The 14337-nt window shown below is 68.3% G+C and carries 15 protein-coding genes and 1 pseudogene; 10 read left to right on the top strand and 6 right to left on the bottom strand.

The features are described 5' to 3' along the window. Positions 1 to 69 precede the first annotated feature (69 nt). Positions 70 to 1179 (bottom strand): saccharopine dehydrogenase NADP-binding domain-containing protein, encoded by a 1110-nt coding sequence (locus tag ACWF82_RS26665; protein ID WP_452505457.1) that lies wholly within the window; start codon positions 1177 to 1179, stop codon positions 70 to 72. Positions 1180 to 1189: 10 nt separating this feature from the next. Further along, the gene (locus tag ACWF82_RS26660) at positions 1190 to 2386 is read right to left on the bottom strand and encodes a M28 family metallopeptidase (protein WP_452505455.1); all 1197 of its coding nucleotides are present in this window, start codon (positions 2384 to 2386) and stop codon (positions 1190 to 1192) included. A 57-nt stretch (positions 2387 to 2443) separates the two neighbouring features. On the opposite strand from ACWF82_RS26660, the gene ACWF82_RS26655 reads away from it, so the two are divergent. The 4 genes from ACWF82_RS26655 to ACWF82_RS26640 all read left to right on the top strand — a co-directional run bounded on the left by ACWF82_RS26655 (position 2444) and on the right by ACWF82_RS26640 (position 4670). Continuing rightward, positions 2444 to 3217, top strand: coding sequence for a helix-turn-helix transcriptional regulator (locus tag ACWF82_RS26655; protein ID WP_452505453.1), 774 nt, complete (start codon positions 2444 to 2446; stop codon positions 3215 to 3217). A gap of 99 nt (positions 3218 to 3316) precedes the next feature. After that, complete coding sequence (locus tag ACWF82_RS26650) at positions 3317 to 3850, top strand: ribonuclease domain-containing protein (protein WP_452505452.1); 534 nt, start codon at positions 3317 to 3319, stop codon at positions 3848 to 3850. Continuing rightward, positions 3850 to 4320, top strand: a complete 471-nt coding sequence (locus ACWF82_RS26645) for a barstar family protein (protein ID WP_452505450.1) — start codon at positions 3850 to 3852, stop codon at positions 4318 to 4320. Before ACWF82_RS26650 ends, ACWF82_RS26645 begins: the two co-directional genes overlap by 1 nt. Positions 4321 to 4427: 107 nt before the next feature. Further along, positions 4428 to 4670, top strand: a complete 243-nt coding sequence (locus ACWF82_RS26640; protein WP_452505448.1) for a hypothetical protein — start codon at positions 4428 to 4430, stop codon at positions 4668 to 4670. 37 nt (positions 4671 to 4707) lie between these two features. Here ACWF82_RS26640 and ACWF82_RS26635 read toward each other — a convergent pair whose 3' ends face one another. After that, positions 4708 to 5343, bottom strand: a complete 636-nt coding sequence (locus ACWF82_RS26635) for a TetR/AcrR family transcriptional regulator (RefSeq protein WP_452505446.1) — start codon at positions 5341 to 5343, stop codon at positions 4708 to 4710. Positions 5344 to 5422: 79 nt separating this feature from the next. Continuing rightward, positions 5423 to 6571, bottom strand: coding sequence for an RNA-guided endonuclease InsQ/TnpB family protein (locus ACWF82_RS26630; RefSeq protein ID WP_452505444.1), 1149 nt, complete (start codon positions 6569 to 6571; stop codon positions 5423 to 5425). 16 nt (positions 6572 to 6587) lie between these two features. Here ACWF82_RS26630 and ACWF82_RS26625 point away from each other — a divergent pair. The 4 genes and pseudogenes from ACWF82_RS26625 to yhjD all read left to right on the top strand — a co-directional run. After that, positions 6588 to 6806, top strand: a pseudogene (locus tag ACWF82_RS26625) (IS200/IS605 family transposase); the annotation flags it as partial. A gap of 157 nt (positions 6807 to 6963) precedes the next feature. Next, on the top strand, positions 6964 to 7908 hold the full coding sequence (locus ACWF82_RS26620) for an oxygenase MpaB family protein (RefSeq protein WP_452505442.1): 945 nt from the start codon (positions 6964 to 6966) through the stop codon (positions 7906 to 7908). 22 nt (positions 7909 to 7930) lie between these two features. Then, positions 7931 to 8962, top strand: coding sequence for a tryptophan--tRNA ligase (gene trpS / locus ACWF82_RS26615; protein ID WP_379303427.1), 1032 nt, complete (start codon positions 7931 to 7933; stop codon positions 8960 to 8962). 42 nt (positions 8963 to 9004) lie between these two features. Next, the gene (yhjD, locus tag ACWF82_RS26610) at positions 9005 to 10027 is read left to right on the top strand and encodes an inner membrane protein YhjD (RefSeq protein WP_452505440.1); all 1023 of its coding nucleotides are present in this window, start codon (positions 9005 to 9007) and stop codon (positions 10025 to 10027) included. A gap of 1 nt (position 10028) precedes the next feature. Here yhjD and ACWF82_RS26605 read toward each other — a convergent pair whose 3' ends face one another. Beyond that, a complete protein-coding gene (locus ACWF82_RS26605; RefSeq protein WP_452505438.1) occupies positions 10029 to 11339 on the bottom strand; it encodes a D-alanyl-D-alanine carboxypeptidase family protein in 1311 nt (436 codons plus the stop codon). A 119-nt stretch (positions 11340 to 11458) separates the two neighbouring features. Here ACWF82_RS26605 and ACWF82_RS26600 point away from each other — a divergent pair, with 119 nt between their 5' ends. After that, the gene (locus ACWF82_RS26600) at positions 11459 to 12970 is read left to right on the top strand and encodes an MFS transporter (RefSeq protein ID WP_452505436.1); all 1512 of its coding nucleotides are present in this window, start codon (positions 11459 to 11461) and stop codon (positions 12968 to 12970) included. Then, positions 12960 to 13544, top strand: coding sequence for a TetR family transcriptional regulator (locus tag ACWF82_RS26595; protein ID WP_452505434.1), 585 nt, complete (start codon positions 12960 to 12962; stop codon positions 13542 to 13544). The genes ACWF82_RS26600 and ACWF82_RS26595 overlap by 11 nt, the downstream gene beginning before the upstream one ends. Here ACWF82_RS26595 and ACWF82_RS26590 read toward each other — a convergent pair whose 3' ends face one another. Continuing rightward, positions 13545 to 14228: a SnoaL-like polyketide cyclase gene (locus ACWF82_RS26590; protein ID WP_452505432.1), complete on the bottom strand. Its 684-nt coding sequence runs from the start codon at positions 14226 to 14228 to the stop codon at positions 13545 to 13547. Positions 14229 to 14337 lie beyond the last annotated feature (109 nt).

Below are 14337 nucleotides of genomic sequence, written 5' to 3'. Positions count from 1 at the left end.
GCCGCACTCGAACAATGGGAGCCGCAGCCGAACCGGAGGACATCGTGAGCGACGCGATACCGGTGAATCTCAGGCGATCCGAAACGACACACCCCGCTCGCCCAGGCCGGTGAGGAAGGCTGACGGGTCGAGGATTTGGGCGGCGGACAGGGGGCCGGCGGATATGAAGCCGGCGTCGGTGGTGGTGGCGGCGACTCGGGCCGCGATCGGGCCGGTGATGTCGAAGATGCCGGGGCCGGACAGGGTCGCGGTGCGTTTCCCTGCTGTGCCTGTCAGGTGGGCCACCAGGTCGAATCGGGTCGGGTCGGAGTCGAATCGGGTGGGAGATCCGCCGATACCGGCCGTCACCAGCTTCTCGATCACCGGTGCTGCTCTGGACTCGAGGCCACGGGCGGCGATGCGGGCGAGCAGCGGGACCAGGGGCTCCGCGATCCGCTGGGGCGACAGGGTGGAGGTCGCCATCGACGTGCGCAGGCGGGCGACATCGACATGGCGCGGGATGGTCAGCACCTCGGGGGCGGGATACATCGCCACGCGGCGGCGTCCGATGGTGCCGCCGAAGTCGACGAAACGGGTGGCGGGTTGCCGGTCGATGTCGGTGTAGCCGTTGTCGAATTGGATGGTGGACAGGGTCAGGCCGAGCACCCGATTACGAAACGCGGCACCGCTCGGTACCCAGTTCTCCACGTGATAGGCGATATCGAGATCGCTGACCGGACCGAAGTCCCGCGCGGCCAGCGATACCAGCAGGTCGCACAGGGTCGCGTAGAACGCGCTGGCAGGCAGGAGCGCGACACCGCGTTCGGTCGCGGCCGGGCCGAGTTCGTCGAACAATGCCCGGATCGCGTGTTGTTCGCCGCTGATGTCGACGTAGTGCGCACCGCCGGCGACGGCGGCCCGGGCGATCGGTCCGCAGGTGTCCGCGAACGGGCCTGCGGCATTGACTACCGTGCGCACTCGCGATGCCAGTGCGATGAGCCCCGCGGTGTCGTCGAGGGCGATCGCCGTACAGGTCACCGCGCCGTCGGCACGTTCGGCCACTCGGCGCAAGCCTGCCGCGTCCCGACCGGCGACGATGACCTCGTGCCCCGAGCCGACGAGTTCCCGCACGATCAGCCTGCCGGTGTACCCGGTTGCGCCGTAGACCGCTATCGCCTTGCCGTTCTTGGTATTTCGCATATCTCGTTCCTCAGGCATCGTTGGAGAAGGCGCCGCGGTCCCAGGCGCGGGCAATGTGTTCGGTGAGGGTGACCGCCGCACGCACGGTGTTCCAGCCGACGGCGTCGGCGGTGTCGGAGCGCTGATGCAGGTGCTCGACCCAGCCGTCGGCATAGGACAGCACGCTGATCGCCCGCATACCCGCGTGCCGCGCGACAGCGGCATCGCAGACATTGGGGAAGTCCACCGCGCGGAGCTCGATCCCCGCCTCGTTCGCGATCTGTGTCACCGTGTCGACGTCGCGACGGGCGGCGAAGCTGGTGAGCCCTTCCCGGCGCGCGAGGACCAGGTGCCCACCGCTGCCGAGGGAATCGAGGTTGACCACCAACGTCCGTCCGGAGCCCCGCAGCCCACGGTTGTCGGCGACCCACTGGCGCATCCCCTGGTTCCCGGCCTCTTCGCCGCCTGGGAACACCACGATCACCTCGGTGTCTGCCAACGGCTGGGCGCGCAGGTGACGCACCGTTTCCAGGACCGCCGCGACACCGGTGGCGTTGTCATTGGCGCCGGGTGTGGTGTAACTGCGCATCGATTGGGTCATCGCCAGGCTCGCGATACCCAGCACGATCGCCGCTGCCCGCCGCACCGGGACGACGGGTACCGCCGCCGCGAGCATCGCCGCGAGCGGGACAAGGTGGCTGGGCATGGAGCGCCCGGTCCGCGAGGACCACCGCCGGTTGACGGCGACCACTCTCGGGTGCCAGACGATCCCGTTGTGCGCCGCGTCGTGATGGGCGACCAATACCAGAGTCCGGGACGGCAGACCCGCCGCGGGCAACCGCGCGGAAACCGAGGCCCCGGGGCGGCTCGGCAGCACCCGCCGGATCCATTGCCACCGCCCACTGACCTCCAGCTCGTAGGAGACCGCCGCTGCCAGTGACAGCGCCCGCCCGATCCGCCCGGGCAGCAGGCCGATGACCATCGCTGTCACCACATGCCCCAGGTGAGCGGGTGCCCACGACGACTGTCCCCGAAACGTACTCACCGTCACCGCCTCTGCCCCGAGCTCGCCGAGGCGCCCGGCCAGCCAGGCTGCCGATCCCCGCTCACCCGCGCCCACCGTGCGGCGGTCCATCGCGGCAAGCGTCGCGACGACCTCTTCCATTCCTGCCTCGGCGTCCGTCGGCGCGTCGATCGCCGCGGCACCCGTGGTGTTGCGCTGTGTCACTGTGTCATTCCTTCCCGCGCGCGTTCCTCGCACACGCACCGGATTAGCCTGGCAAACATGACCTCGGCCGCGCTTTCACAATCGTGTGGTGACTCCGCGCGCGCGGTGCTGTGGATTCGACCTGGTCACGCGGGGTATATCGGCCCGTCGTTGCCGATCGGGCCACACTCGCCGGTGCTGGCATGCTCGGCGGTCGGGCTCGACGAACCGTTCGTTTTTCGCGCGCCCGGTCTGGACGAGGTGACCACCCGCAGTGCCTGCGCACCCGCCCGCTACTCCCACCACCTGCCTGCCACACCCGGGCGCATGCTCTACCTGTTCGTAGACCCGGCGATCACCGCACGGTCACAGGATGTTCGGCACATGCGCAGACAACAGGGACCGTTCGGATTCCAGCACCGCAACGAGCGCGAGCTGATCACCGCCGCACTGCGTACCGATATCGAGCGCGTCGTGCAGCTCGCCAGTCTCCCCCTTCCCGGAGCCGGCCTCGACCCACGCATCGCCGAGGCGGCCCGCATCATCCGTGCCGACCCCACCACTCCCGTCACAGCCCGAAACCTCGCCGCCGGGGTCGGCTGGTCCACCTCACACCTGCTCCGCACCTTCGCGGCCCAGACGGGCACTACCTTCCGCCGCTACCGGCAATGGGCCAGGATGCTTCGGGTCGCACAGAGCATCGCTGCAGGCCACAACCTCACCCGGTGCTCCACCGACGCCGGATTCGCTTCCCCGTCACACCTCAGCGAGAACTTCCACCGGCTCTTCGGCCTGTCCGCCAGCGCGCTGATGCTCTCCGGGGCACAGCTCGAGCTCGACCTGGCCGGCTAGGTCGAACGGGGTCGGAAGGTCGAACCCCGCTGACGTAGATTTCTCTGTCATGACAGATAGCCGCGCGCTCGCCGGTCGCGCTGATGCCTACGATCAGCGGTGGTCCGACCGCGCTTCCTCGGCGGTGCGATACCGGTGAATCTCTCGCGCAAAACGCTCGGACTGCTCGGCGGACTGCTGCTCATCGTCCTCGCGGTGGGGCTCACCCTGTTCACCGGACGCGGCGGCGACGACACCGCGACCGCGACCACCACCCGCGCGGTCGCCGGTATCACCACCACCACCAAGGCCGCGCCGAAGCCGGGCCCGCCCCTCGGGAATGCCAGCGCGGCGCCGGGCAACGGGGCTGCGGGCGTGCCCGATCGCGCCTACACGACCCTCCTCGAGATCGATGGGGGCCGCTGGCCGGATTCGGCGAACGCGCCGGGGACCAAGGGCGGTGAGCAGTGGATGAACCGGGGAACCAAACTGCCGCCGAAGGATTCGGCGGGCAAGCCGGTGACCTACCAGGAGTGGGACGTCAATCCCAAGCAGCGCAATCGGGGTCGTGATGCCGAACGCATCGTCACCGGTAGCGACGGTAGCGCCTGGTACACCGGCGACCACTACGAGACCTTCACGAGGATGCGCTGATGCGAATGACGCTGTCGCAGTTCCTTGCTCGTCCCACCACCGAGGCGCCCGCCGCGTCGCAGCCCGTGTTCGGCGCGCTGGCCGTCGACGCCGCCGCGTTCAGTGGCGTCCGCTACGACTCGCCCGCCGACTACCGCGTCCGCGAACTGCGCGGCCCCAAGATGCGTACCACCGCCGAACTCTTCGACGAATTCGCCGCGGCATTCCAGTTCCCGTACTACTTCGGCGCGAACAAGGACGCCTTCGACGAATGTCTGCGTGACCTGGACGATTTCGTCGGCGACGCGCCCGGGTACGTCGCGGTGGTGCGCGATTCGGCCGACCTGCTCGCCGAGGAGGCCACCGAACGCGCCTGGTTCGGCAGCGCCATGCGCGATTGCGCCGCCTACTGGTCCCGCCGCGACGTCGCCTTCCGTATCGTCCTGCAGGGCGACCCGGAGACCTTCGGCGCCGTCGCCCTCACGGAATGATCCGGGGTTTCCGCTGCCACCGGAATTGGCGGCTGCCGAAGACTGATCAGTCCGCTTAACGTCGTCGCCGGTGCGGCCGTTCCGAGGTCGCCCGTGAGGAGAGAACGTTGAAGCGAGTACTGGCGAGCGCGAGCATCTTCACCGCGATCATGGCGGCGACTACCGGAATGGCGATGGCCGACGCCGATTCGGCACTGGGCGATCAGGTCGGCCTTGCGCAGATCGCCGAGCCGTCCGCGGGGTCCAGCGATCTGCTCGGCAATGTGCTGAACGCGCTGTCGACCGGTTCCGCCGCGGAATGCGATGGCGTCATGCTCGACGCGTGTGTGCCGCTCCCGGCCCAGCCCTAGCAGGTCGCAGCTGCCGGCCCGCGATGCCGGCTGTCCGTCAGCGGTAGCGGCCTGCCAGATCGTCGCCGAGTAGCACGAATACCTCGGTGACCTGGTTGATCAGTTCCTCGCGGGTGAGGTCGAGGTCGCCTGCCAGCCAGGTGGTCAGGGTCTGGGTCAGCCCGCCGATGAGGTAGATCGCGCGGAAGTCGACCAGGTTCTGCGGGACCTCGACCCCGTAGAAACCGGTGCCTTGCGCGGCGACCAGCCGGGCGAAGGCGCGCACCGTGCGGGCGGTGCGGGCCCGCAACTCCGGGGTCGCCATGCCCGCGATCAGCGCGGCCTGTGCCTTGCGCGGATCGTCGGTGAGGACCGAGATGCCCGCGTCGATCGCGGCGTGCGACTGGGACCGGCTGTCGGGGGGCGCGGTGGTCAACGCCGCCACGATCGCGCCGGTCAGTTCTTCGGCGATGCGGTCGAGCAGGGCCTCCAAAACGCTTTCGCGATGCTCGAAATTCTCGTAGTAGTAGCGCTCGTTGAGCCCGGCGCGGGCGCACAGCCCGGCGACGGTGAGCTTGGCCTGCCCCTCTTCGGCGACGATGTCGAGCGCCGCGTCCAGCAGGGCGGTACGGCGCTGGGCCTGTCGCTGTTGCGCCGAGACGCCGCCGTATGTCCGTTGTGCTTTGACATCCACCCGGCCGTGAACGGCCGGGATTCCTCCTGAACCTTGCGGCTCTCCGGTGGGTTCCTGTTTCACTGGGGCGTGCCTTCCGCTAGGCGGCAGGACTTACAGCCCCTCCGCAGGCGTTTAACCTCTCGGCCCGTCCGGCCGCGAGGATGTTGATGGCCGCGTTCAGGTCGCGGTCGTGAATCGTTCCGCACCTGCATGTCCACTCCCGGACGTGCAGTGTTTTCTTCTCCCCGATCGCCCCGCACACCGAACACATTCGGGTGGACGGGAACCAGCGATCCACCTTGGCGAAGGTGCGCCCATACCGGGCGGCTTTCTCCTCCAACATGCGGGTGAACATGCCCCACCCGGCGTCGTGGACCGATTTCGCCAGGTGGGTGCGGGCGAGACCTTTCACACACAAGTCCTCGACATACACCGCTTGGTTCTCGCCGATGATCGTCGTGGACTGCTTGTGCGCCCAATCTCGCCTGGCGTCGGCGACTTTGGCGTGAACTTCGGCGACCCGAAGGCGTGCTTTGGCCCGATTCCGGGAGCCTTTCTGTTTGCGAGACAGGGCTTGCTGCGCCTTGCGGAGCTTCCGCTCGGCAAGGCGCAGGAACTTCGGCGAGGTGATGGTCTTGCCGTTCGACAGGACCGCGAACATCGACAGCCCGAGGTCGATACCCACTTCCGAATCCACCTGTGGGAGAGTCGCATCCTCGACCCGCACCACGAATGACGCGAAATACCGGCCGCTTGCATCCTTGATGATCGACACGCTCGACGGATCCGATGGCAGCTCCCGCGACCAGCGGACCGCGAGTTCGCCGACCTTCGCCACATACAGTTTCCGGTTCGCCCGCAGTGAGAAACCGTTGCGGGTCAACCGGATCGCCTGCCGATTGTCCTTGCGGGACCGGAACCTCGGTGGCGCGACTTTCGCGCCCTTCCGTTTCCCCGTGGTCGAGGCGAAGAAGTTCCGGTACGCGGTGTGCAGGTCCCCGAGTGCCTGCACCAACACCACCGACGACACCTCGGCAAACCACGCCCGTTCGGGGGTCCTCTTCGCTTCGGTGATCACCCGGGTTTGCAGGGCGGAGTCCTTGATGTAGGGCTGCGCGCCCGCGTGTGCTTCCTGCCGCAACCGCAGGCCGTCGTTGTACACCACCCGCGCGCACCCGAACGCGCGAGCCAACGAGATCTGCTGGCCGGGCGTCGGATAGACGCGGAAGTTGTAACGGAGCTGCACACCCACAGCATGGCATCTCAGCAAACTCGTGAACAGCCTCGAGGGTGTCTCCGCCCGCCGACTCCGCGACGAGTTCACCGGCCGCGTGAACCGGCACAGCATGAACGGGCACCTGTGGTCCCCAAGCTATTTCGCCGCGTCCTGCGGCGGCGCACCCATCACGATCGTCGGCCAATACATCGAACAGCAGCGCCGACCACCCCGTACCCCAGGAAGACCGAAGTTGATGCGCTAACCCGGCCCTGAAGGACCGGGCTTGCGCGCTACGTTTCCTGGTCACAGCATCCATTCTGCGTGCTGCCGTCCGCCTTCGATTTTCTGGTAGAGACTCTTGCCAGATTACCGAATCTGGTGGATTCTATTGCCAGATGCACTCGACGAGGAGGCGCAGCATGGCCGCACGGCAGGGCGAACCCGGATATTTCGCCGACGATTCGATGATCCGACGGGTGATGAGCAAGCGGGCGGTTGGCCTGACCTACGGCGTGCGGGCCCTGGTGATCGGCGCGGTCCACCCGCTGCTGTTCGTCGGCACCAGTGAGCACACCGCGCACCGCGCGACGCCCTACACCCGGCTGGCCGTCACCGGCGCCCTGTTCGAGGCGGTCTTCCTCGGCAGCAAGGCCGAAGCCGATCGCGCGCTGGCCTTCACCCGGCGCAAGCACGACAAGGTCGTCGGCACCCTGCCCGAGGACGCGGGCGAACACCATCCCGCAGGCACCGCCTACGCGGCCGGCGATCCGCACCTGATGTTCATGACCATGGCCTTCACCTTCGACTCGGCCGAGGCGATGTACGACCGGCTGGTGCGCGAACTCACCGCCACCGAACGCGAGGACCTCTACCAGGACTACGTCCGCTGGGGCGAGCTGTTCGGCATGCCGCGCGACGCGGCGCCCGCCGACTACCCGGCCTTCCGCCGGTACTTCGACGGCTACCTCAACTCCTCGGAGCTGTTCCTCACCGACGAGGCCAACCTGGTCGGTTCCTACCTGGCGGGCCATCGCAAGGCCTACCGGCTGCGCCCGCCCGCCGAGCAGGTCGGCACGGCGCTGTACCTGCTGGTCCAGGGCAGTCTTCCGGACCGGATCCGGCGGATGTACGGCATCGAGTGGGGGATCGCCGATCAGCTCGCCTACAGCACGCTGTGCCGCAGCCTGCGCACCGCGCACGTCGCCCCGCCGCTGGCGCCCCGGGTCCTGGCCGGTGCGCTCGCCGGGCCGAGCACGCCCTCGTACCAGCTGCTGGCCCGTCGCGAACAGCGAATGGTCAAGGCGGGCAAGCCGAGCATGCCCGGCGTCGATCCGCGCAACTGGGTGCAGCGTAATTCCGCTTGAGGGCCATGGAAAGATCAGGGGCATGTCCAGTCCTGCCCCGGCCGCGACGGCCGAACGCAAGCAGCGGGTGCTGTCGGGCATCCAGCCCACCAGCGACTCCTTCCACCTCGGCAACTACCTGGGTGCGCTGCAGTACTGGGTGACCATGCAGGACGACTACGACGCGCTGTACTTCATCCCCGACATGCACGCGATCACCGTCAGCCAGGACCCCAAGGCGTTGCGGGCCCGCACCAAGGGTGCCGTCGCGCAGCTGCTCGCGCTCGGCGTCGACCCGGCCAAGTCCACCCTGTTCGTGCAGAGCCAGGTGCCCGAGCACGCCGAGCTGACCTGGGTCCTCAGCTGCATCACCGGTTTCGGTGAGGCGAGCCGGATGACCCAGTTCAAGGACAAGTCGGTCAAGCAGGGCGCGGAGAACGCGACCGTCGGCCTGTTCACCTACCCGGTACTGATGGCCGCCGACATCCTGCTCTACCGCCCGCACCAGGTGCCGGTCGGCGAGGATCAGCGCCAGCATCTGGAGCTGACCCGAAACCTGGCCCAGCGCTTCAACACCCGCTTCAAGAAGACCTTCGTCGTGCCGGAGCCGCACATCGTCAAGGGCACCGCGAAGATCTTCGACCTGCAGGATCCGACCGCGAAGATGAGCAAGTCCGCCTCGACCGACGCGGGCCTGATCAACCTGCTCGACGATCCGAAAGTCACCGCGAAGAAGGTCAAGTCGGCGGTCACCGACACCGAGCGCGAGATCCGCTACGACCCCGAGCACAAGGCGGGCGTGAGCAATCTGCTCGTCATCCTGAGCTCGCTCACCGAAACTCCGATCGTCACGCTGGAGGAGAATTTCGCGGGCAAGGGTTACGGTGATCTCAAGGCCGACGTGGCCGACGCGCTGGTCGAATTCGTCACCCCCGTCCAGAAGAAGGTGCAGGAGTACCTGTCCGATCAGGCCGAACTGGATCGGATCCTCGCCGCGGGGGCCGAGCGAGCGCGTGAGATCGCAGGCAACACACTGGCTCAGGTGTACGACCGGGTGGGCTTCCTGGCTCGCTGACCCGGTGCGCGCCTGAGGTTTTCGGCTGAAGGGGCGCGTGCCATGCAGGTCGTCGACAATATCTCGGCCGCGGTCGAGAAGCAGATCGGGCGCAGGCCCTGGCTGGATCATCTGGTCAGGGCCGGCGGGCGATTCCAGCGGCAACGCGGTGACTACTTCGCCGCGGGCATCACCTATTTCACTGTGCTGTCACTGTTTCCGCTGCTGATGGTGGCCTTCTCGGTGGCGGGGTTCATCCTGGCCGGTCAGCCCGAACTGCTGACCCAGCTCCAGGACGGTGTCAAGGAGAAAGTCCCCGGGGCTTTCGGCACCCAGATCAACGACTTGATCGACCAGGCGATCTCCTCGCGCGGCACCGTCGGTCTGCTCGGTCTGGTCGTCGGTCTCTACACCGGGCTCGGCTGGATCGCGAACCTGCGGGCGGCGCTCACCGAGCAGTGGGAGGTGCAGCACCCCGAAAGTCCTTGGTGGCGAAGCAAACTGTCCGACGTCGGCGCGCTCGTCGGTCTCGGCCTGGCGTTCTTGGTCTCGCTCGGGCTGTCCGCGCTCGCGCAGAGCGATCTCGGCGCGCAACTGCTCGCGGCGATCGGGGCGGATCATCTGCCGGGGGCGACGCTGGTGCTGTCGGTGGTGTCGATCGGGCTCGGCCTGCTCGCCTCGTGGGCGGTGTTCGCCTGGATGATCGCGCGATTGCCGCGCGAGCCGGTCTCGCTGCGCAGTGCGGCGCGGGCGGCGGCGCTGGCGGCGATCGCGTTCGAGGTGTTCAAGGTCATCGCCGCGTTCTACCTGCAGATAGTGCTGCGCAGCCCGGCGGGCGCGACGTTCGGTTCGATCATCGGCCTGATGGTGTTCAGCTACATCACCTACCGGATCCTGCTGTTCGCCACCGCATGGGCGGCGACCTCGCCCGACAACGAACGCAGTGCCGACATCGCGCCGCCGGACGCGGTGGTCATCCGGCCGCGCGTGGTGGAACAGGGCATGTCGACCGGCACGGGCGCTGCCTATTTCGGTGCGGGCGCGGTCGCGGCGCTGGCGCTGGTGCTGTTCGGCAGGCGCCGCTGACTCAGCGCCTGCGCCGGGAGGCCCGCCGGATCCAGAGCAGCACCACCATGACGAACAGCGGCGCGCCGATCAGGGTGACCACGCGGGCGGCCTGATGTGGCTGCCGGTCGGGCTGGGCCGGTGAGCCGTCGGCCCGCGGTGGGGGCGAGGCCAGCGGCACGCTGGGTTGCACTGCCTCGCTGCCCGCTTCGGGCAGCTTGCCGATGCGGTCGTCGGCGTCGAGCGCGAAGCCGTAGTCGAGCAGGCGGGCGGCCTGCTCCCACGGCCGGATCGGGCGCACGTCGGCCTTGAGCAGGGTGACGACGAGCCGGTGCCCGTCGCGTTCGGCGGCGGCGACGAAGGTCTGGCGGGCGTCGTCGGTGAAACCGGTCTTGCCGCCGATCGCGCCCTCGTAGTTGTAGAGCAGCTGGTTGTCGTTGGCGATGGGGAAGCCGGGGTGATCCTTGTCGTCGGGGATCTTCGGGTCGGCCGGGTAGCCGGGGAAGTCGACCTGCTCGGTGTGGATGAGCTCGGCGAACAGCGGGATGTTCATCGCCTCGCGGAACAGCACCGACAGGTCGTAGGCCGAGGTGCTCATGCCGGGGCCGTCGAGGCCCGACGGGGTGGCCGCGCGAGTGTCCAACGCGCGCAACGACTTCGCCACGTCGTTCATCTTCGCCACGGCGGCCTTGTCGCCGCCGAGCTGGGTGGCGATGGCATGGGCGGCGTCGTTGCCCGAGCACATGATCAGCGCCTGCATGAGCTGGCGGTTGGTGTAGCGGCCGCCGGGGCCGATACCGACCCTGGTGCCGTCGACGTCGGCGTCGGCCTGCGTGCCGATGACGACCGTGTCCAGGTCGAGGGTGCGCAGCGCGACGATGGCGAGCGCGACCTTGATGGTGCTGGCGGGCCGGTAGCGGCCGTGCGGGTCCTTGGCGGCGAGCACCCGGCCGGTGTCGAGGTCCGACACCATCCACGAGGTCGCCGAGATGTCGGCGGGCGGCGGGGGCGCGCCCTTGGGCAGGGCGACGCCGCACTCGCTCATCCGGTCACCGCCGATGGCGGGCGACGGCACCGGCAGCGCGCTCGGCGTCGGCTCGCCCGGCGCAGGCACCTCGGAGGTGTCGACCGGGGGCGGCGGCTGCGTCTTCTGCGGGCAGCTGTCGGTGTTCGGGGTGGTGAACGGGGGTGTGGTCGTCGTGCCCGAGCCGCTGTTCGGCAGTACGTCGGTCGGCGGCACGGCGGTGGCGGTGGGAGCACAGGCCATGACCGCGGCGATCGCGGCGGCGCCGAGGGTACAGGCGGCGCGCACGCCGAGTTCGCGGATCTTCATCGCTTCAGAGAGTAGCGAGCCCTCGCGGCGACGGCGCGTCGGCCGGAGACAACTCTTGACATGAACAATCAAATGAGAGTTACTAGCAAAAGATAGTAACTCTCATTTTTGGAGGAGATATGCGGACGGAATCCACCCGCCGCTGGCTCGCCCTCGGCGCACTCGCCATGGCGATGCTCACGATCGGGCTCGACGTCACGGTGCTCACTGTCGCGCTGCCGACCCTCGCGGTCGACCTGCACGCGAATACCGCTGCGCTGCAATGGTTCAGCAGCGCCTACACGCTCGCACTGGCTGCGCTGATGCTGCCCGCCGGCGCGCTCGGCGACCGGTACGGGCGCAAGAAGGTCCTGCTCGCGGCGCTCGGGTTGTTCGGTGCGGCCTCGGTGGCCTGCGCGTTCGCCGCGTCGGCAGGCCAGCTGATCGTGGCGCGGGTGGTGCTCGGCATCGCCGCCGCCGCGCTGATCCCGCTCTCGATGTCGGTGCTGCCGGTGCTGTTCACCGACCCCACCGAGCGGCAACGCGCGCTGACGATCTGGGTCACTTCGACCGCCATCGGCCTGCCGCTCGGCCCGATCCTCGGCGGCTGGCTGCTGCGGCACTTCTGGTGGGGTTCGGTGTTCCTGATCAATGTGCCGCTGGTCGTCATCGGCGCGCTGGCCGTCACCACCCTGGTACCGGAATCGCGGAGCGACACCATTTTTCGCGTCGATCTCCTCGGCGCACTGCTCTCGGCGGCAGGCATGCTCGGGCTGACCTACGGCTTCATCCGGATCGGTGAACGCGGCTGGGACGACCTGCTCGGCTGGCTCGTCGTCGCGGCCGGGGCGGTGACGCTCGCCGTGTTCCTGTGGTGGCAGCGCCACACCGAGCATCCGCTGATCGATCTCGCGCTGTTCGCCGCGCCCGGCTTCCGGTGGGGCACCGCGATCTCGATCCTGGTCAGCTTCGCGATGTTCGGCATGTTCTTCACCGTCCCGCAGTACTTCCAGGCCGTGCTCGGCGTCGACGCGCTCGGCAGCGGGCTGCGGCTGCTGCCGTTGATCGGCGGACTCGTCATCGGCAGCAGGCTGGTCGACCTGCTGCTGCCCCGGCTCGGCGTGCGGGTGGTGATCACCGCCGGACTGCTCGTGCTCGCCGGTGGCCTCGGACTCGGCGCGTTCACCACGGTCGAGAGTGGTTACGGGCTGACAGCGCTGTGGACGACGGTGCTCGGCGCGGGGATGGGCCTGGTCATGCCCGCCGCGGTCGGCCTGGCGATGGGCGAGCTGACCGCTGAACGTTCGGGCTCGGGTTCGGCACTGCTGCAGGCACTTCGGCAGGCGGGCGGCACCATCGGCGTTGCCGTACTCGGCACCGTGCTGTCCACCCGGTACCGGGCCGACCTCGGCGCGCTCGACCGTGCGCCGATCTCCGACGGTGTCAACGCGGGCGTCGCGGTCGCGCGCGAGACCGGTGATCCGGCGATGCTGGGGCAGGTGCAGCAGGCCTTCGTCGCCGGCATGGACACGATGCTCGGGCTGTGCGCGGCGCTGTGTCTGATCGCCGGACTCGTGACCGCGCTGGGGCTGCGGCGACCGACGGCACCGGTCACCGACTCGGATGCGGCAGAATCGATGCATGTCGGTTGAGATGTCGCTACGCGAGCGGAAGAAGGAGCGGACCCGCCGAACCATCAGGGTCGAGGCGTTCCGGCTGTTCCGGGAACAGGGCTACACCGAGACGACGGTTGAGCAGATCGCGGCGGCGGCCGAGGTGTCCCCGAGTACCTTCTTCCGCTACTTTCCGACCAAGGAACAGCTGGTCATCGCCGACGACCAGGACCCGGTGATGATCGAGGAGCTGGCCACGCTCCCGCGCGGCCTGAATCCGATCACCGCCATCCGCACCGCGACCGCGGCGGTGTTCGGGAGGATGTCGCCCGCCGATCTCGCCTTCGAGCAGGAACGGCAGGCGCTGCTGTTCCACGTGCCGGAACTACGCTCGGCCATCGGTTTGGAATTTCTGCGCAGTATCGAACTCGCCGCCCAGATGCTGGCCGACTACACGGGTCGGTCCGCGGACGATTTCGAGGTGCGGGTAGCCGCGGGCGCGATGATCGGCTCCATGCTCGCCATCGCGCCCGCCACTCCGATGAATGTCACCAACGTCAGCGACGCCCTGACATTCCTGCAGGCAGGCCTGCCGTTCGGCGATCAGGCCTGATCACTCCGACTTGCCGTGCTGCACCGGGCAGCCGTGCGCCAGCGGGCCGAGCAGCTTGTTGTTGTCGTAGAAGTGCTCCAGCTCGAGGATGCGCAGATCCTCGCTGACGCGGGCGATGGTCACACCGAACATCTCGATCTGCTCACCGGTGGGCTGGTGGCCCTTGTACTCGCCCTCGTACCTGCCCCAGTGCCGCCAGCGGAAGCTCACGGTCGGCGGGCCGGACAGCACCTCGATGACCTCCCAGAAGAAGCCGCCGGGGAACGCGGTGTGGAAGACCTTGTGCGAGGACTCGAAGGTCTCGTTCGCCGCCTCGTAGAACGGGTTGTCGCCGATCAGGATGTTGTAGCTGCCGATCCGCGCGAATTCCTCGGCGTCCTGCCACTCGCCGCCGTTGACCCGGCCGCGGTACTGCTCGGCGACCACCGACAGCCAGGTGGCCGGATCGCCCTTGTGCGAGACCTCCATCTCGAAGACCTTCACCAGGTCCTCGACGATCGCCTCGAGCGAGCCGGGCGCGTGGGAGGTGCTGCGCTCGCGAGGGATCACCTCGTGGCTCAGCTCGTAGTCGGGGACATTGCCGCGCCATTCTTCCGGCGCCGCGGCGGCGATCACCGCTTCGCGGCCCTGCAGCCACAGCGGGGCTTCCGGCTCGGGGTTCTGATTCGCTTGCGTATCCGTCACATCCACAGTCATTTTCGGTCTACCCGACCCTTTCAAAAAGCTCGAAGAACCGGTCGAAAGTAACAGCCGATCAGTCCGTCGCGCCTGTCCGATCTCAGTAGATGAGAAT

Source organism: Nocardia sp. NPDC055053 (genome assembly GCF_053608285.1).
This window is presented reverse-complemented; position numbering and strand designations above follow the sequence as displayed.